The organism is Williamsia sp. D3 (genome assembly GCF_000506245.1).
Taxonomy (GTDB): domain Bacteria; phylum Actinomycetota; class Actinomycetes; order Mycobacteriales; family Mycobacteriaceae; genus Williamsia; species Williamsia muralis.
The window spans coordinates 1-16529 of record NZ_AYTE01000043.1 but is presented as its reverse complement, the minus strand read 5'-3'; the positions used below and the strand labels follow the sequence as shown (position 1 = coordinate 16529).

The 16529-nt window shown below is 66.5% G+C and carries 17 protein-coding genes; 3 read left to right on the top strand and 14 right to left on the bottom strand.

Annotation, left to right across the window (positions count from 1 at the left end):
- Positions 1–374: 374 nt before the first annotated feature.
- Both mobC and W823_RS56875 read left to right on the top strand, forming a co-directional pair.
- Positions 375–815 carry a plasmid mobilization relaxosome protein MobC gene (mobC, locus tag W823_RS51990; protein ID WP_023961913.1) on the top strand — a complete coding sequence of 147 codons (441 nt, stop codon included), beginning with the start codon at positions 375–377 and terminating at the stop codon, positions 813–815.
- A complete protein-coding gene (locus W823_RS56875; RefSeq protein WP_023961911.1) occupies positions 812–3211 on the top strand; it encodes a relaxase in 2400 nt (799 codons plus the stop codon). Before mobC ends, W823_RS56875 begins: the two co-directional genes overlap by 4 nt.
- A 219-nt stretch (positions 3212–3430) precedes the next feature.
- On the opposite strand, the gene W823_RS51980 is transcribed toward W823_RS56875, so the two are convergent.
- Positions 3431–3724 carry a hypothetical protein gene (locus W823_RS51980; RefSeq protein ID WP_023961907.1) on the bottom strand — a complete coding sequence of 98 codons (294 nt, stop codon included), beginning with the start codon at positions 3722–3724 and terminating at the stop codon, positions 3431–3433.
- 347 nt (positions 3725–4071) lie between these two features.
- On the opposite strand from W823_RS51980, the gene W823_RS51975 reads away from it, so the two are divergent.
- Positions 4072–4302 (top strand): hypothetical protein, encoded by a 231-nt coding sequence (locus W823_RS51975; protein ID WP_023961901.1) that lies wholly within the window; start codon positions 4072–4074, stop codon positions 4300–4302.
- An 83-nt stretch (positions 4303–4385) separates the two neighbouring features.
- On the opposite strand, the gene W823_RS51970 is transcribed toward W823_RS51975, so the two are convergent.
- The 13 genes from W823_RS51970 to W823_RS58255 all read right to left on the bottom strand — a co-directional run.
- A complete protein-coding gene (locus W823_RS51970) occupies positions 4386–4883 on the bottom strand; it encodes a DUF4913 domain-containing protein (RefSeq protein WP_023961900.1) in 498 nt (165 codons plus the stop codon).
- Positions 4880–6271 (bottom strand): type IV secretory system conjugative DNA transfer family protein, encoded by a 1392-nt coding sequence (locus tag W823_RS51965; protein WP_255326376.1) that lies wholly within the window; start codon positions 6269–6271, stop codon positions 4880–4882. Before W823_RS51965 ends, W823_RS51970 begins: the two co-directional genes overlap by 4 nt.
- Positions 6272–6882: 611 nt before the next feature.
- The gene (locus W823_RS51960) at positions 6883–7131 is read right to left on the bottom strand and encodes a hypothetical protein (protein ID WP_023961896.1); all 249 of its coding nucleotides are present in this window, start codon (positions 7129–7131) and stop codon (positions 6883–6885) included.
- A 123-nt stretch (positions 7132–7254) separates the two neighbouring features.
- Positions 7255–8349, bottom strand: coding sequence for a hypothetical protein (locus tag W823_RS56870; protein ID WP_023961894.1), 1095 nt, complete (start codon positions 8347–8349; stop codon positions 7255–7257).
- 178 nt (positions 8350–8527) lie between these two features.
- Positions 8528–9184, bottom strand: a complete 657-nt coding sequence (locus W823_RS51950; RefSeq protein WP_038254402.1) for a hypothetical protein — start codon at positions 9182–9184, stop codon at positions 8528–8530.
- Positions 9185–9219: 35 nt separating this feature from the next.
- Positions 9220–9798, bottom strand: a complete 579-nt coding sequence (locus tag W823_RS51945; RefSeq protein ID WP_023961890.1) for a hypothetical protein — start codon at positions 9796–9798, stop codon at positions 9220–9222.
- The gene (locus tag W823_RS51940; protein ID WP_023961888.1) at positions 9791–10291 is read right to left on the bottom strand and encodes a hypothetical protein; all 501 of its coding nucleotides are present in this window, start codon (positions 10289–10291) and stop codon (positions 9791–9793) included. Before W823_RS51940 ends, W823_RS51945 begins: the two co-directional genes overlap by 8 nt.
- 15 nt (positions 10292–10306) lie before the next feature.
- The gene (locus W823_RS51935; RefSeq protein WP_023961887.1) at positions 10307–12349 is read right to left on the bottom strand and encodes a transglycosylase family protein; all 2043 of its coding nucleotides are present in this window, start codon (positions 12347–12349) and stop codon (positions 10307–10309) included.
- Positions 12350–12352: 3 nt separating this feature from the next.
- Complete coding sequence (locus W823_RS51930; RefSeq protein ID WP_023961885.1) at positions 12353–12646, bottom strand: hypothetical protein; 294 nt, start codon at positions 12644–12646, stop codon at positions 12353–12355.
- Positions 12643–14490: a hypothetical protein gene (locus tag W823_RS51925; protein WP_023961883.1), complete on the bottom strand. Its 1848-nt coding sequence runs from the start codon at positions 14488–14490 to the stop codon at positions 12643–12645. The genes W823_RS51930 and W823_RS51925 overlap by 4 nt, the downstream gene beginning before the upstream one ends.
- Before the next feature lie 39 nt (positions 14491–14529).
- Complete coding sequence (locus W823_RS51920; RefSeq protein WP_023961881.1) at positions 14530–16023, bottom strand: SCO6880 family protein; 1494 nt, start codon at positions 16021–16023, stop codon at positions 14530–14532.
- Complete coding sequence (locus tag W823_RS51915) at positions 16020–16220, bottom strand: hypothetical protein (protein ID WP_023961880.1); 201 nt, start codon at positions 16218–16220, stop codon at positions 16020–16022. Before W823_RS51915 ends, W823_RS51920 begins: the two co-directional genes overlap by 4 nt.
- Positions 16217–16529: hypothetical protein (locus W823_RS58255; RefSeq protein WP_023961878.1), on the bottom strand; the 313-nt coding region annotated here is incomplete at its 5' end. The genes W823_RS58255 and W823_RS51915, both read right to left, overlap by 4 nt.

The following is a 16529-nucleotide window of genomic DNA, read 5'->3' as shown; positions in this document are numbered from 1 at the left end:
TAAGCCGACGTTTCGTGACTGTGTGCTCGGCCGAAGTCGCGTGCTCAGCGCACGTGGCAGCCGAGTCCGGCGGTACCCGCCGAGAGGCGGAATCGCCCGAAGGGCGATGCGGTTTGTCCGCGCCTTCGGCGCGGCGTGAAAAGCAACGGAATCCGCTGGCGCGGATGCTTGCAGGCTTGCCCCGGCGGAGCAAGCTGTCGTTTAGGCATGCCTAAACGCTTGTCACCGTACCTGGGTCGCGGTACGGTGCATCCATCAACGGTGTTGGTGGAGGGTCGCCACGGGGTGGGTTCGCTGCGCTGAGCCGACAAGATTTCCCGCCGGCGGGCGGATTCCACGCACGAGGTGCGCGCTACAGAAAAGGGGCGGTGACGATGGCCGAGGCGAGTGAAGGTGCGGGACAGAGCGCGGGGTCGTCGCGGTCGATTCTGCGGCGGCGCAGGGCCAATACGCCGGGAGGCCGGCGGGACAAGATTGAGGTAAAGGTCACCGCCGACGAGGAGGCGTTGCTGCGTGCGCGGGCGCAGGTGGCGGGTATGTCGGTGCAGCGGTTGATGGTCTCGCGTGCCCTCGCCGAGAACCAGGGTCCGGCAGTGGATTACGAAACGCGTAGGGCGGCGTGGGCGCAGGCGTGTGAGGTGCGGGGTTTGATTGCCGCACTGGGGGTGAACATGAATCAGATCGCTCGCCAAGCCAACTCGGATCAGGAGATCCCGGCTGATTTCGCGGCCACGTTGGATGCAGTGATGCGCGCTCACCGCCGGGTGTTTGATGCCTTTGGTGAGACGTTCGGTTTTGAAGGTCAGCGCGGGTGATTCCCAACATTGAGACCGGCGCGAAGATGACTGGGCTGGTCATGTATTTGGCGGGCCCGGGGCGTGCCAACGAGCATGAGAATCCACATGTGGTGGCGGCTAGCAGCGCTGATCTGAGCATGGTCGGCGGTGCAGGTCTGGAGCTGGGGCGCGAGACCGCGTTGGCGTTGGCTGAGGAGTTGGACGCAGCCCGGGTGGTGTTCGGGACGCGGGTATCTCGGCGCGACAAGGGCGCGTTAGCGGCAGCACAGGAACGTGGTGTGACCGGTGAAGCGGCGATCGCGCTGGCGACCAAGGACGAGAATGTGTGGCACTGCTCGTTGTCGTTGTCGCCAGAGGAAACCGAGGCGCTGACGCCCGAGGGTGCGAGCACTGTCGGGTTGTCCGATGAGCGGTGGCAGCGCATCGCCGAAGAGTTCATGGCAGGTATGGGCTTTGACTCTGATGGTGATGCTCCGGCGCGGTGGGTCGCGATCCGACATGGGATGTCCAAGGCCGGCGGCGACCACATCCATATCGCCGCCTCACGGGTTCGCGATGACGGCAGTGTCGTCAAACTGTGGTTCCCCGAACCGGGTGAAGAACGGCCCCGGGGCGATAAGTGGCGGGCCCAGAATCTATGCGCTCGACTCGAAGAGACACACGGGTTGAAGGTCACCGCGGGGCGGGCGAAGAACTTTCCCGCCAAGGGCACCTCCCCCGCTCAGGAGAACATTGCCCAGCGCACCGGGCGGGCTGAGCCGGCGAAGGCGACGCTGGCGCGACGCGTGCGTGGCGTGGCCGCGGCGGCAGAGTCCGAGGCGGAGTTCGTGCGCATGGCCCGCGCCCATGGATTGCTGGTGCGACCCCGCTACGCACCGGGCAGCAGTGAGTCGGTGGTCGGCTACTCGGTGGCCTTACCGACTACTGACTACGCCACCGCAGATGGCCGACCGGTGTGGCACGGCGGTGGCAAACTCGGCAACGATCTGTCACTGCCACGATTGCGCGAGCACTGGACCGCACCTGATGCCGGCGCACGCGCTGATGCGGTCAGCGCGTGGGCACACAACCGCGACGGTGCGCCCGCAGGCGAGCACTCCCCCACAGCGTCAGAGCCCACCGGCCAGGCACCGCGCCGGGGGGCGATGACCGCCGAGGCCGCGAAAGCCAGACTGCGCAAGACCGTGCTGCATGTGGCCGCAAACGCGACGAGCGAGGAAGACTTTATTCGGGGCGCGTACGGGCACGGGCAGTTGCTGATCCGTCCTCGTTTCGCGCCCGGCAGTACCGAGCAGGTGGTCGGATACTCGGTGGCGCTGCGACCGTCGATCTATGCCGACGCCGACGGGAAACCAGTGTGGCACGGCGGCGGGAAACTCGACAACACACTGGCGTTGCCGGCGCTGCGAGATCGGTGGCCGCGCAGCACGGGTAGTGAGCGGCGGGCGGCCGCTGACTGGGCCAGCGCCGAAAAATGGGCGCGAAAGAACGTCGCTCCTGTCGCCTCGACGCGGTACTACAGCGCGTCCGAGGACGCCAAGAAGCTGCGGGCGAAGATGGCCGGTTTCTCCGGCACAGATGCGCGGTGGACACGAGCTAGTCGCGAGACAGCAGGGGTCGTGGCGGCGTGGGCATCAGCCGCCGAGGGCGACAGGCCTGCGGAGCTGTCCCGGTTGGCTGATGCCCTGGCCGCCACCACTGGTGAGCGTCGGCCACCGGAACCCCAGGGGGCGTACGCGGCGAGCATTCTGCGGCGGACCGCGGCGATGCTCGTGGCGACGAGCACCGACGATCCACGGTTCGCGTGGATGGCCATGTTCAGTCAAATCTCGGCGACGTGCCGGGCGATCAGTGATGCGGCCGAGGCGCGAGGACAGCTGGACCGGGCGCGGGAGTTGCGCGCGGCCACCGACGCCGCCGCCGCTCGCTATGGCGGCATCGCCGACAGTGCCCGCACCGACGGGCTGCGGCTGAGCCGTCCCGCTACACACACCGCCCCGGCACGCAGCACTGCACCACCACGCCGGTGCGGTCACCGTCGACGACCCAGGAGCGGCGCGACCGAGACGACTACGGCCGATGAGCGCTCAGGGTGGCTCGACGGTGGCGCTCCCGACGGGCCGGATGGTGCTCGATTACGAGCGCGGATCGGTGGCTGCGTGCAGCGCGGTGTACCCAATGCTGGGCCCGGAATGGATCGATGCGGTCGCCAGGTTTGTGAACCAGCCACGGCGTGGTGCACAGGATCTGACCAGCCGCACCAGAGACGCGTTGCGGTCGAGTTTGCCGACCTACACCATCCTCGACGGCGCCACCGATGCGATCAGTTCCGCACGGGTAGTGCTGGTGGTCGATCCGGTGTCACAGCCCGGGCAGACGGTGGAGTGTTTCACTGTCGACTACTCCTCAACTGAACGAGTCGATCGGCTCAGTGAGCACTTGATGGGGGTGGTGCTCGGTGCGCCCGACAGTCCCACTGCGCGTGAGATCGAGCATCTATCGGGCCTGTACTCGATCGATGCGCTGACGGCGTTTTCCATCCGCTGCTACCGGCAGAATCACTAAGTAACGACCCACCCCCGGCTAAGTGATGCCGGGGGTGGGTCGTTGTGTACGAGAGGGGCGGGGGCAGGTTAGCGGCCGTGGCCGCGTTCACGCGCGTGTGCTGGTCGCGCCGCCGGCCGGGCGGCACGTCGTGATGTCGCGGTAGGGGCATCGCGTGGGTTGGTGGGATGGTCAATCGCCGCGGCTGCGGCGGCCTTTCCAGCGCTGGTGGTCCCGCGATGAGTGCTGATCTGTTCGGCCCTACTCGCGGACTTGTCGACCGCCACCCCCGCCACTGCACGTGCAGGGTCGGCGGCCATGCGATCTCCGGCGGCCCGCACCTCATCGCTGTAGTCGGCGTACTGATCTCTGCGGCGGTCCATCGCGTTGGCTTGGGTGACGAGCTGTTCGACCTGTTCGCCGTCCCGCGCGGCTTCGGCCTGCTCGGCGCTGGTGCCTTGCGGGTCGTATCCGCGTTCGGCCCAATGTTGAGCGCGGGCGTGTGAATCTGTTCAGCAGCGGTCCCGGGCGGTTGCGAGGTCAGCTCGTCGACGTCGAGACCGTAGGCCGCCAGTTCGGCGGCAATGTTGGCCCGGTGCTCGGCAGCGACCTCGGAGAGCCCAGCCCAGCGGTCTGCGGCGGCATACACCGATAAAACGTCCGCGCCCAGGGCTCCGGTGAGCACTTTGCTATCGGCGGCGGGCTCGCCGACCCGGCGCGGGTCGATGCCATGCTCGGCGATGATCTGCTCGTGAATCTCCTCGATCGGTGCGGTCCGCCAGAACTGCGCATCCTCGCGCCCGGCAGCCAGTGCCGCGCGCGCCGATGTCTGGATATCAACCTGCTCTTTGATGCTGTCGTTGGTGTCGGTGGCGTTGTCGCCACGGTCACCGTTGGTCAGCTGGCGGGCGGCCTCGCGGTCACGCTGGGCCTGGCGCCGTTGGAACGCCTCGATCAGTGACGCTGCAGCAGCGATCGCCGCGGCCAGGGTCCGTTCCATGCCCCCGGTCAGTTCACGTTCTTCGTTCTCATGGTCTTCCATCATCAGTTCCCTTCGTCGCGGTAACGGCCGGTCATCAGTTCACGCAAAAACTCGTCAGTCATCGGTTCCACCGGGAGTGCGTCGGCGGCCGGCTCGTGGCGGTCGAACTCGGCTGAGCACCCATCAAAGGGGCCCTCAGGGTCTAGGAGTACGGCCATCTGCCGGTCTGCGTGATCGAGCCACCAGCTCGACATGGCACTGCCGGGATCGGTGCGCATCTGTTCGTACGCCCGCCAGAGCGCTTCGAGACGGCTGACAGCCTCTTTGTGAGCCCACCACTGCTTGCACCAGCGGCGGCTGGGTTTGTTGACGTTGCGGGCGTACACCTGCACCAGGTGCTCTTCGACGAACTCGTACACCGACGCAAAGAACGGGCCCGGTGGTTCGTCGGCGTGAGTGTCAGCGGCGGCCACGAACTCGTCCTCGCCGGGATCGGAGGCGATCTCCTCGGCCAGATCGGGGTCAAGCTCATCCCATGTGGTGTCGGGGTGGGTACTCATCGTGGTAGCTCCGTCCTGGCGTGCTTGTCGGCTGGTTCTGCTGCAAGCACGGACGTTTCGGGGTCGTAGCGGCGCAGCGATTCCTCAACGAGGGCGGCGTAGGGCTTGCGGTCCCAGGGCACCGTTTCGATGAGAGTGGCGTGGTTGCCGGCCGAGAGCACCACGGCGCGGCCGCGCGGGAGGGCTTGCAGGTCGGCGACGGTGAAGATCCGTTCGCGGCTGATGTGCCGCGAGGTTGAATCTCCGCTTTTCGACCGTGACACGCTGGTGTGTTCGCGGTCGTAGTCCCCGATGAGCTTGGACAGGAACTCGAGGAAATCGTCTTCGGAGACGTTGCCGCCGTACACCTTGATGTTGGCTGCACCCCACAGTTGTTTCATCCCTTCTTTGCCCCATACCCGTTCGCCCTGGGACCAGTTCTGCAACACCGTCATGATGGTGATGCCGCGTGAGCCGTAGTGCGAGTACAAATCCGGGAGCCGTCGCCACCGGACAACGTTGGCGGCCTCATCCAGTGCGCACAACATGGGGGTGGGGAGCCGCCCTCCGGGGGACGCGGTTGCGATGTCTTCGGCCGCTTCACAGGTCGCCACCGTCAACGCAGCGATGAGCGGTCCGGCCGATCCGACCCCTTCTTTGGACAAGCAGTAGAGAGTCTCCCCGCCCCGCACCAGCTGATGCAGATCCAGCTGCGGGCGCGGATCCCCGTCGCTGGTGGTGATCCACTGCGAGATCTGCCGAGAACGCAAGCAATGCACCATTTTCAGGGCAGTACCGAAGATGCCGTCTTGCTGTTTGGCTGCCAATGCCAGGCGCGCTTCCAAGGTCGCCGCGATCTGGGTATACCGGTGCTGGTGCAAGATGCGCACCGCCTCAGCGCACCGATCACGCCGGGTCAATCGCTCGTAGACGGTGGTGATGGGTTCATTAGCGAGCGCGGAGGCAAGGATCAGGTTGGCCACCAGGTCTTGGCCCTCGGTGTCGAAGTACGGATCTTTGCGGCCGCCGGGGTCGCCGCTGCCGTCAGCGAATTGCTCTGCCAGCGATTCGGCCTTGTCCTCATCGGTGACGTACGACAACGGGTTCCAATAGAACTCGGGCTGAGAGTTTGCGACTCCCTGCGGATCGAACACCCACACTTTGCGGCCCATCTGCTCACGGACGTACCGGGTGTGATCGAGGTTGCCGCGCTTGTTCTCCGTCGCCAGCACAGCCCCAGGGGCTTCGCAGATCGCCGGGATCACTCGCGACCATGATTTGCCCTGCCGGGGTCCCCAGATGTCGATATGCATGTCCTCAAACGACCCGAACAGCTCAGTCCTGCCGGGCAGCGACGCCCCAATCGGCAATCCTGGACTGCAATACGGGCACGTTGCAGGGTCAGGCATCACCACCCTGAGCTTCTTCGCTTTCGCTGTCACCGCTGAACGACTCAGAGAGGCAAGGTCTCTAGCCCCGGCCAAGTGAGTGACGGCCGAGTCGACCCGAGTTCGAGACCCCCGACGCCGAAACCACCACACAGCGATCAGCGTCGCGACAGCGCCAAGCACCACCACCATCAACACCACCCACACGGTGGCCGCCGTCGTCCATTGGAGCTCGCCGCGAGCCAGCTGCCCGCCAGCAGTGAGCGGATTGGCAGGCACGGCCTGACCGCCGGCCAACTTCAGTGCCGACCACCCCAGCCCAACAACCACCGCAAGCACACCTAGAACACCGAAAATCAGTGGTGCCTCAGAGGATTTCGGACTACGAATCTGTCCCGGAGTCGTAGGCATCTGTCTACACCGCCCCAGTTGGTGTCGCTTCGCCACGCTGCACTGGGCCGCGACCGCGGTTGGCCTTGTCAGGTGTCGGGTACTTGGTCATCTCGTGTCTCTTCTCGTTCGGTCGTTGCTTGCGGGCGTGAGAGGTGCAGCACAGGTGCGGAGCATCCAACGCGTTGCGGGGATGGGGTGGCCGCTGACACCCTTCGCGGGTGTCAGCGGCCCAGGTCCACTCAGATGGTTTCGCCCCAGAAGTAGTAGGCCTGTACAGGCCAGAAAACGTGGAAGCAGCCTGAGACCCGGATATACGGGGTCATCGCTGTCTGGCATGCCTGCATGGACGGGTACGGGCCCACTTTGTAGTTGGGCCAGTTGGGATCGTCGGCGGCGGCGGTGCCAGCGCCGGCTCCCACGGCGATGGTGCCGGCCGCGGCCACGGCCAGTGTGGTGGCTGCGAGTTTGCTGCGGATGGATGTCTTCATGGTGTCGTTCCTTTGCTCGAATAATCTGATCGTGAATGCTGTTGTGCGAGAGTCACTGTTGCGGCGGTTGGCCTCCTTTCGGCAAGTTTTGCTGCGAGAGAGTGGCTTTGGGCATTTGAAATGTCAGGTGTGTGGTCGTCGAACGGGTGTGGTGCGCAGTACCGCTGCCGCGGTGCCTGCGGGAGCAAACAGATAGGCGAGCGCGGCGAGGACCGCGGCGGCCAGGACGATCGGGTGTCGACCCGTCTCGGCGTGGTGGGTGTACATCACCAGCAGTGCCGAGACCGCTAACACCACTGAGGCCACCTGCCGAATGCTCCTGTGGAGCACGAGCAGCAGCCATCGGGGTTGATGCAGGCAGCCGGCCATGGAGAGGACTGCTCCGGCCGCGGCCGCGCACACCGCCACACCGAGCGGTGCCGTGATTGCGACACTCGACGCCGCGAACTGGTCCAGGAGAACGCCGCTGGCCCGGTACAGGTCGTGGAAGGCGGTCATGGTTGGCCCCGCCGGTTCTGTTGGTAGCTCGCCTGCTCGCTGCGCTTTGACTACGTCGGCGGCGGCGTACCCGGTCAATGCAGGCAGCACCAGCACCAGGCAGACCGCCTTGAGCCAGCGCAGCACCTGGCCGGTGGATACGGCGGCGCGGTAGCTCGCTGCCCCACCCCTTGCCGCCAGGAGATTGTTGATAAGCCCGGGGGTGCTTGCTTCGCCGGCGGTGACGTCGGGCGGCGGAGTCGATCGCAGGTGGTAGTCGGCCAACATAGAGTCGAGGTCGGTGTATATCGCCGCGTCGTGGCACTGGGCGGCGAGGACTTCTCTAGCGACCTTTAGGCGGGGGTGCGAAGACACCCAGTAGGCCACAACACGGGCGGCGCTGGTGCGCATGCCCCGATCGCCGATCATGGTGGGGCCTTCGGCGGCGATGACGGCCACTACGTTGCGGGCCAAAAGCGGGTACTGCTCGTGCAGGCTCAACAAGTCGGTGGTGGCATAGATGCCGCAGGTGCAGTCGGCTACCGGCGCGAGGTGTTCTGGGTGATTGCGGCAGCGAGCGACGCACACACCGCCCTGCCATTGTCTGGTTGCAGCAGGCATCCCGGTGATCGCTCCCGCGCCCCCGGCCGTGATCGGCAGTAGGACGCGGTGTCGTCGATCGATGCGGAAGGTACGCAGGCCGTAGCGGCCGACTTCGATGTCGGCACCGGGGCCGGTCATGTCGGTACCTTCTGGGGCCGACGGTCTGGGACCGGTCGAGGGTCGGTCGGCCGTGGCTCTGTGGGCGGTGTGATGCGTACGGGTGCGGTGGTGGGGATGATCTCTACCCGGCGCGGGTTCGGGCCGATATCCCCCATCGCACAGCTTCTTTCCGAGGCTGCGACGTTTCGATCGTGGGTCACGGCGCCACCTCCGTAGCGGTGAACAAGCTGTCGAGTTTGATCTCGCGCCAGGTGCGGTACCCCGGAGCGCGGCACAGTGCGATGGCCGGGTTTTGGTCGGTGACCTCGATGGTCACCGCGACCCGGTGACGGCTGGCGGTCGAGGCCAGCAGCTCGGCCGATAGTTCGTGGTGGCTGGTGTGCAGGATCAGGCGCACGGTGTCCAGGCCGGCCTTTTCGCGGGCTTTGCCGGCAAGGTAGATGGCTTTGTCGGCGGCTGATCGTTCGGCCGAGAGTTCATCACCCGGCCGGTAGACGATGTCTTTGTCGTGGAACTGGCCGTACCACGATTCGTGGTCGTCGTGCACCGCGCACACGGCGTAGGTGGCGACTTCATCGTCACCGGCACAGAACAATTCGATGACCGGGGCGTCCGATGCTGCGGCGTCCACTTCGGCGGCCTCGGCCGCGACGGTGTCTTCGCGCAGCTGGTCGTAGTCGATGTCGAGCTGTTTGCGGAGTTCGGTTTTGACTTTGGGCCACAAGCGTTTGGTGGCCACCCCGGCATCTTGTGCCCAGGCACGAATGTCGCGGTGAGTGGTCGCTGTGCGGAGCTGGTCGGCTCCGTCGGTCACGGCTTGTTCTGCGGTGTCCCAGTCTTGGTCTTGTGTCATTGCGTGTCTCCTTCGAGGTTGTTTGCGGTGCAGGGTTATCCGGCGGTCACGGTGTAGGCGGTCAGTCGCCATCCCCCGTCGGTGTGGGTGAGCGTGGCCTCGACTCGCATCGGGTTCAGCGGTGTGGTGTCGCCATCGGCGTGGAGCACTTTTTGACGCACGGTGACCAGCCGGACAGCGGTGCTGGGGCTGTCGGGGATGTGGCCGGCGTCGACGTCGGCGGTGGCGGTGACCACGTCGCCGCTGCGACGCCAGGACTCCCAGCGCGGATCAGGTCGGGCCACCGTGGCGGTCACGGTGGAGGAGGCCGCCGCTGCGAGCTCACCGCCGAGCCACGGAGCGGCCCGGCGGACCCCTTCGCCCGAGCTGGGATCAGTGACCGGCTGCCAGGTGAACATCATCGACAGTGCTTGGGCCGCTACGACGTCGGGACCGGCAGTGGCCGGGTCGGGTGGGCCGGGCAGCTCGTGGCCGTGATCGTTGCCGGCCGACGGTCCGGGGCTGGGCTCGTCTGAGCCGTCGCCGCCGCATCCGGACAACACCACGGCCAGTGCCGCGAGCACCGCCACCACCACGGTGACCGGTCGGGCAAGAATCGATTGCTTCTCAGACATCCTGCGCCCCTGCAGGATTGACAGTGATGTGCAGGTGGTCGAGGTGGTTGGCGGTCGGGCTGCCGCGGTCTTCCATCAACGCCGCTTTATAGACGTTGGTGGGGAACGGTTGATAGTGCTGGCGCCACAGGGTGTAGCTGACCCGGTAGTCCGGGGCGTGGTCGCTGACCCAGACCGCGATGCGGTCGCCGAGCTCGCGTCCGGCCGGGGTGTCCCACCCCGGGACCATGACGTCCAGGGCCAGACCTTCCGCATGCTCGGGGTACGGGTCGTGTGGGCGCACACTGCTGAACTCGAGCGGGCCGAACACGGCGGTGAGGTCCTGGGCCAGCTCGACGACGGCGGGGTCACCGTTGATGATCTGAGTGCTGCTCGTCGGGGGTGCTGGCTCGCTCGAGGTAGCGGCGCAGCCACCGACCAGCAGTGCCGCACACATGCTGGCCGCGACTGCGATCGTGGCGGCGATCGGCCGCTTGGGGGCTCTGTGGGACATAAGTTTCTCTCTCCTCTATCGGGTCGGGGTCGGTGCTGCGGGCGTGGACGTCGACGAGGTCGCGGGCGCAGCGAGTTGGGCTTCGTACTTGGGTTTGTTGGCCAGGATGATGTCGGCGTAGGGCCGGGTTTGAGTGATGTAATCGGCCCCGTCGGTGGGGAATCCGCGGTTGCGTTGCACCGCGCCTTCACCGGCGTTGTAGGCCGCCAGGTAAAGCGCTTCGCGGCCGCCGGGGGTGTCGTCGCTGACCGAGCCGTCTGCGATCCAGCCGTCGATGGTGGTCGCGATCGCGCACATGTAGCGGCCCTGGGCCATCACTCCGTCGCCGATGTCGTAGGGGTCGACCTTGCCGTTGCCGTCGTCGTCTTTGCCGTACGTCGGCCAGGTGCCCGGCATAAACTGCCCTGGCCCCATGGCCCCGTCCGGTGAGGTGGCCCGGGGATTGAACCCCGATTCCTGGTGGCCTTGGGAGGCGAGGAACGACGAGGAAATCTGCGGGCACAGGGTGCCCGCTTTGCGGTACCACGGTTCGAACTCGGCGGGCACGGTGCCGGCGCCGAGATTGTCTTCCCCGCCGCGGGTGCCCTCGGGTGTGCACTGATCGCCGCTGCTGGATCCAGCGGAACCGCCTGCGGGTGCTTTGCCGAAATCTGTTCCCGGTGCTGGGAATCCGTGTCCGATGGTGGTGACGTGGACGTGGTCGAAGTGGTTTTGGGTGGGTGAGCCCCGGTCGTCCATCTGGTTTCCCTCGCCGGTGGCGGGGGTGTACTGCTGGCGCCAGATGGTGTATTCGACGGCGAAGAAGTCTTTGTTGTCGAGGATGTACTTGTTGATCGCGTCCCCGAGCGACTTGCCTTCGGCCGTCTCGTAGTTGGGGATCATGATGTCGGCGGCCCGGCCCGAGGGGTGATCGGGGTAGGCGTCGACCGGGCGCCAGCCGCCGATGGTTTGCACCTGCGGGAACTTGAGCGCCACTGCCCGCGCCAGGCGGATGGTGTCGGTTTGCCAGTGTTCTTCGGATCCCTTGGCCGGGTCCATCGGCTTGTTCAGATCCCCGCCGCTGGTGTCGGGGGCGGCCACCGCTACCGGTGCAGGGGCTTGGTTGTTGGGCGGCGCTGCTGGCGCTGCAGGCTGTCCGGCGGTAGCGAAGGTTCCTGCGGGCGCTGGTTTTTTGTCGCGTACCGCGGCCTGGACGGAGGTGGTGGGCCAGGCGTCCCAGCCTTGGCCGGCCAGGACCGAGTTCGCGACCTCCATCTGCTGCTCTTTGGTGGCTTTGTCGGCGGTGGGGGCGTATTTGCCGCCGCCGAACCCGTTCCAGGTTTGTTCGGTGAACTGCAGACCGCCGAAGAATCCGTTGCCGGTGTTGATGGCCCAGTTGCCGCCCGATTCGTGCTGAGCGATCTTGTCCCAGTCCGCGACCGACACCACATCCGGCGCGGCCGGTGCACCAGCGGGTAGGGCGGGTTGGCCTGGTTCGACTGCTCCGGCCAGCCACGGCATCGGGTCGATGGCCGTTCCGCCGAATCGGCCGCCGTCCCACACCTCGAAGTGCAGGTGCGCCCCGCCTGGTCCGGTGGGGTCGACCTCGCCGTTCCAGCCGACGTTCGAGATGTGCTGGCCGGCGGTGACTTTGTCTCCGACCTTGACCAGCAGGTCGTCGGGGAACATGTGGCCGTAGACGGTCGAGTAGACCTTGCCGCCGATGTTGTGGTCGAGCACGATCCATTGCCCGAACCCGCCGGCGGGGCCGGACTTGTTGACCGTCCCGTCGGCGGCTGCGTAGATCGGTTGCCCGTCCTGGGAGCCGTAGTCCTGCCCTTGGTGCATGGTGCCGCCGCGCGGCCCGAACGGTGAGGTGAGTTGGTAGGTGCCCTGTTTCATGGGCTGGACCCGCGATCCGGGTGCCAGCGCGGCGGCTCCGGGGGTAGCGCTGGGGACGACGCAGTCAGATCCGCTGCCGGTGAAGGCGAGCATAATGATCATCGGTATGGCCACGACCAAGGCCGCGGCACCGGCCAGGAGCTTGCCGGCTCCTGCTGCGCTGTCCCCCTCCCCCATGGTTTAGTCGTCCACCCTGCCGGTGAGGTGCGCGGTCAGCTCGCGGTTCATTTCGGTGAGCGCGGCGATGGTGGCGTTGGCATCAGCAAGCCGCCGGTCGGTGAGGTGCTCGTGCGGGTCGACCCCGGCCCGCCGCATCCAGTTGCGCACCGAGTTGTCCGACACCCCGAACTGGTCGGCCACCAGCCGCACCGCCTCAGCCACTGAACTGCTATGCGGCAACAGCTTTTTGAGGTTGTCGACGGCCAGGGCGCGGGTCTCGTCGGTGATCGTGCGGTAGCTCTGCCCCATGGTCATTGGTCCTGCCCGCTCGCCGCGCCGGCTCGTCCCCAGCGGGTGTTGGTGTTGTGGACGCCTTTACCGCGCTCGGTGGCGGTGAAGGTGGTGCGAAACGGCATGCCGATCTGTTCGTCGGAGGTGCCGTACTTGAGGAGGAAACAGCCCAACCCTTGGGGCTTTTGGCGTTCACCGCGTTTGATCTTGCGCAGCGTCGCCGGTGAGGGCGGGGGTGTGGACGCCAGCGAGGTCAGCCACGCCTCTTCGGTGGCGGTGAACTTGGTGACCTTTTTGAGCAGCGCAATCTCATCGGGACCGACCGGACCGATGATTTTCGCCGGTGCCCGCTCGATGAATCCGCGGGCATTGTTCACATCGGCGGCCGAGTCGAACGCCCCGAGGTCCTTCATCGAGTGGGTGATCATGATCAGCCCGGTCCCGATGGTCCGGTTCAACCGGGTCAGGGCGTTGACGCGATCGACCATCCCGGCGCCGGCTTGGAGCACCCGCCACAGCTCGTCCATGACGACCAGAAAGTTGCGTTTAGGGGCCAGGCCGACATCGGAGAGGATGTGTGCGGCCTCGACCGCACCGAACCCGTCTGACCAGCAGACCATCAACGCTGCGGCGAGCAGCTTACTGTCGGATTCGCCGATGCCGGACAGGTCGACACAGATCGCGGGTGCGTCCAGGTCGATGGGCTGAGATGTTTGCGCGTTGAACACGCGACCGAAGTTGCCGTCGATCAGCGCGGTCAACGATTGGCGCAGCCCGCGGGTGATGTCGCGGTACTGCTCGCGGGTGTCGGCACCGACTTTGGGCCACAGCACGTTGCTGTTGCCGTCGATGACCGCGTGTAGATCCGACAGGATCGGCGGGCGGTCAGGGGTGAATCCGCCGCCGGCAGTGGAGTAGAGGTGTTCTAGCGCGACTCGCACGAGGGTTTCTTCGAAGTCGCGGACCGGCATCGCCCGGACCAGCTGCACCAGGCCCATCACCATCTGCACCTGTCGGGCGCGGACCTGCTCCCAGACAGCGGTTTTCAGGGCGTGCAGGGTGGCGATGCGGTCCGGGTCGGTGGTGTCGAGGATCGCGGTGTCGAGGCGGCCGATGACCGATCCGAGGGCTCCGACCCCGAGCGGGTTGATGGTGCCGGACTCGTAGGACAGGTTGATGTGCTGGCCGCCGACGTGGGCGGTCAGGTCGGAGTACTCGCTTTTGGTGTCGCCCATGAACAGGGCGGTGTGGTTTTGCGCCATCACGCCGGTGGCCATGCGCCGCACCAGCGACGACTTGCCGAACCCGTTGAGCGCCAACACAAAAGTGATGGGCGCGTTGATCAACCCGCCGGCGTCGAACCAGACGATCGGATCGAAACCCACATCCTCACCGGTGATGGCATGCGCCCCCAGCGGGGTGCCGAGCATCGGTGCCGATGCCCCGATCGAGAACGGCCACAGGCCGGCGGCCTGGGTGGAGGTGGCCCGCCACTCCGGGAGCCGGGCAATTGATCGCATCCGGCCACCGCCCCACCCGGAAAAGCCTCGACCCCCCGAGGCCGGGACCGGCCGATCGAAACCACCGAACTCGGTGACTCGCTCGATCGACAGGGACCGGGCCCGCTCCTCGCGGCGCAGCGCGGCCCGCGCCCGCCGACCTTTCATCCCGGGTTGTTTCGCCGCCTGCTGCAGCTCTTCCCAGGCCCGTTCGGTGCGGATCTTGACTCCACCGATCCGCACGAACGCCGGGGAGGTGTCTGTGCCGCCTGGGTCGATGTCGCTATCGGGGTCGCGGTCTGCGGTCTGTATGCCGGGTCCGGACTGGGCGGGAGCGTCGAGCGTGCTGTGGCGGCCGGTGAGGGTCACGAGGGTGGGCCTTTCTCAAGAATGCGGCAGGAAGCCTGGTCAGGCGGAAATCTTGGAGCTGGTGGAGGCGTATTCGGGCAGGATGATCCCGATTCCCAGGGAGCCGGCGAACGCGGCGTCCTGGTAGCCGTAGCAGCGCCGCAATCCGATGTGAGCGCTGTCGGCCATGCCTTCGATTTCGGCGCGGATGGACGGCAGGTCCTCATTGGGGCCTGCGGTGGCGGTGACGAGCATCCCGAACCGGGTCAGTCCCGCGCCCAGGGCTTGTTCGCGGCGGGCCGCTCCGGTGTTCTCCACCCGGACGGTGGCACTGGCGGCCACCACACCCTTTTTGGACTGTTCGGCGGCGAGGGCTTCGCGGTAGTCCGAGTCGACGAGTTTGACCGCTTCGGCCGTGTTGTGGACGCGGTAGATCATCGCGACCCGTTTGCGGCGTACGTCGGCGCGCGGGATCAACAATGGCCGCAGCACATTGGAGGGCACCTGGCCTGCCGGGGCTGTCGACATCTCCCAGGTAATCGATCGGTACCCGTTGTGCACCAGGTGGTCCCACTTGTTCTCCGACGTCACCGGTCCCGCACCTTGCCAGCGCAGCGCGTCCTCACCGCTGACACCGGTGATCTGCTCGAGTTCTTCGGTCAGCTGCGGGTTGTAGGCCCGCGTCGGGGCCACGCACCACTCCCCTGCTGTCATCGGAGTGGCATCAAGGCCGGCATGAGCGCACGCGGCCATCAGCGACGACATCTTCCGGCCGATCTCGGCGGCCTGATCGGCCACCTCTTTGCCTGCTGCCTCACGCATCCGGCCGAACGTCAACGTCAACCGGATCTCTGAGCGCACAATGGCTGCTTCTGAGCCCATGGCGGCCTCGGCCATCACCTGCCGGGCATAAGCCGGTGCATCCGGGTGAGTGATGCGTTTGACCTCTGCGGTGATCCGGGAACGGTTATCGGGTACCGACTCCACGACCACGCAGGCGCCGACTGCGCCGCGGTCCCCGCCGAGCTGGGCCAGAAAGTCGCCCCACCCCGACACCCAGTCGTTGATCTGCCACTGATCGACTCGTTCCTGGCCGCGAGGCTGAATCGAAAAGGACACAGCGAAATGGTTTTTCGCCTTCAAATGCACCAGCCCGAACCGGTCTCCATTGCGGAGCTCGTACTCGTATAGGCGGGTGTCTCCGGCGATACCGGGCATCCGGCCCACCCCTGGAACCACGCCGAATGCGCCACCACGAAAGGTGGTCTCACCCCGCCACTTTGCCCACCAGAACTGGCCTCGCAACATCAGTAACTCCCATCCTGTTCGGCCACCGATACGGGCCACTAGAGGGCCGACCAACAGCGCCGAAAGCGGCACTGACACGACCATCACTGCAAACGAATTCGTGATCAGAAACAGCAGAATGTTCGCGATGACCAGGCCGCCGGCGAAGACGGTCACACCCCAGGTCATGCCGTACAGGCCCGTGGTGCTCGGTCGCTCCCAGCGCCCGTAGAGGATCAGCACGTTGCGGTCGGCGTTGCTGCTCATCGACGCACCCGCCGACGTTGCACCAGGACCCCGGCCGCAGCCGCTGCCATGCCCGCGACGTACAACACGAGCACCCAGACGGCGGGGACCGGCGCGAACGCTGCGACCAGCAGCAGCACCATGCCGACGGTCACACCCACCGTGAGCGGGGTGACAGGGACGGCGAGTGCACGGAACGTGCTGTGTTTGGCGCTCATCGGGGCTCTCCTGCCATCGCTGGGGCGTTGTCGTCGAAGAAGTCTTCGGCGGCTTGGGACATCTGCATCGCGCCCGACACGTTGCTCACCGCGTCGGCCATCGTCGATCCGCCGCCGCCCGAGCCCGACCCGCCGCTACCGCCGGAACCGCTAGCCCCGCCGGTCGGTGTGCTCGCACCGGCCTCTGCGCCGGTAGGTGTTGCACCCGAGGGGGTTGCGCTGGACCGGCCGCCTGAGCCCTGCTGGTCACCGCTGCCAGAACCAGAGCTGTTGCGCCCGCCTCCGCCGGTGTTTCCCCCGCCACCACCG

Coding starts and splice junctions, on each gene's coding strand:
- W823_RS51980 (WP_023961907.1), bottom strand. CDS start 3,724: ATGGACCGCCGCAGAGATCAGTACGCCGACTACAGCGATGAGGTGCGG.
- W823_RS51960 (WP_023961896.1), bottom strand. CDS start 7,131: ATGAAGACATCCATCCGCAGCAAACTCGCAGCCACCACACTGGCCGTG.
- W823_RS51915 (WP_023961880.1), bottom strand. CDS start 16,220: ATGAGCGCCAAACACAGCACGTTCCGTGCACTCGCCGTCCCTGTCACC.
- W823_RS51950 (WP_038254402.1), bottom strand. CDS start 9,184: ATGACACAAGACCAAGACTGGGACACCGCAGAACAAGCCGTGACCGAC.
- W823_RS51965 (WP_255326376.1), bottom strand. CDS start 6,271: ATGCCTGACCCTGCAACGTGCCCGTATTGCAGTCCAGGATTGCCGATT.
- W823_RS51940 (WP_023961888.1), bottom strand. CDS start 10,291: ATGTCCCACAGAGCCCCCAAGCGGCCGATCGCCGCCACGATCGCAGTC.
- W823_RS51970 (WP_023961900.1), bottom strand. CDS start 4,883: ATGAGTACCCACCCCGACACCACATGGGATGAGCTTGACCCCGATCTG.
- mobC (WP_023961913.1), top strand. CDS start 375: ATGGCCGAGGCGAGTGAAGGTGCGGGACAGAGCGCGGGGTCGTCGCGG.
- W823_RS51930 (WP_023961885.1), bottom strand. CDS start 12,646: ATGACCATGGGGCAGAGCTACCGCACGATCACCGACGAGACCCGCGCC.
- W823_RS51945 (WP_023961890.1), bottom strand. CDS start 9,798: ATGTCTGAGAAGCAATCGATTCTTGCCCGACCGGTCACCGTGGTGGTG.
- W823_RS56870 (WP_023961894.1), bottom strand. CDS start 8,349: ATGACCGGCCCCGGTGCCGACATCGAAGTCGGCCGCTACGGCCTGCGT.
- W823_RS51935 (WP_023961887.1), bottom strand. CDS start 12,349: ATGGGGGAGGGGGACAGCGCAGCAGGAGCCGGCAAGCTCCTGGCCGGT.
- W823_RS51975 (WP_023961901.1), top strand. CDS start 4,072: ATGCTCGGCGATGATCTGCTCGTGAATCTCCTCGATCGGTGCGGTCCG.
- W823_RS51920 (WP_023961881.1), bottom strand. CDS start 16,023: ATGAGCAGCAACGCCGACCGCAACGTGCTGATCCTCTACGGGCGCTGG.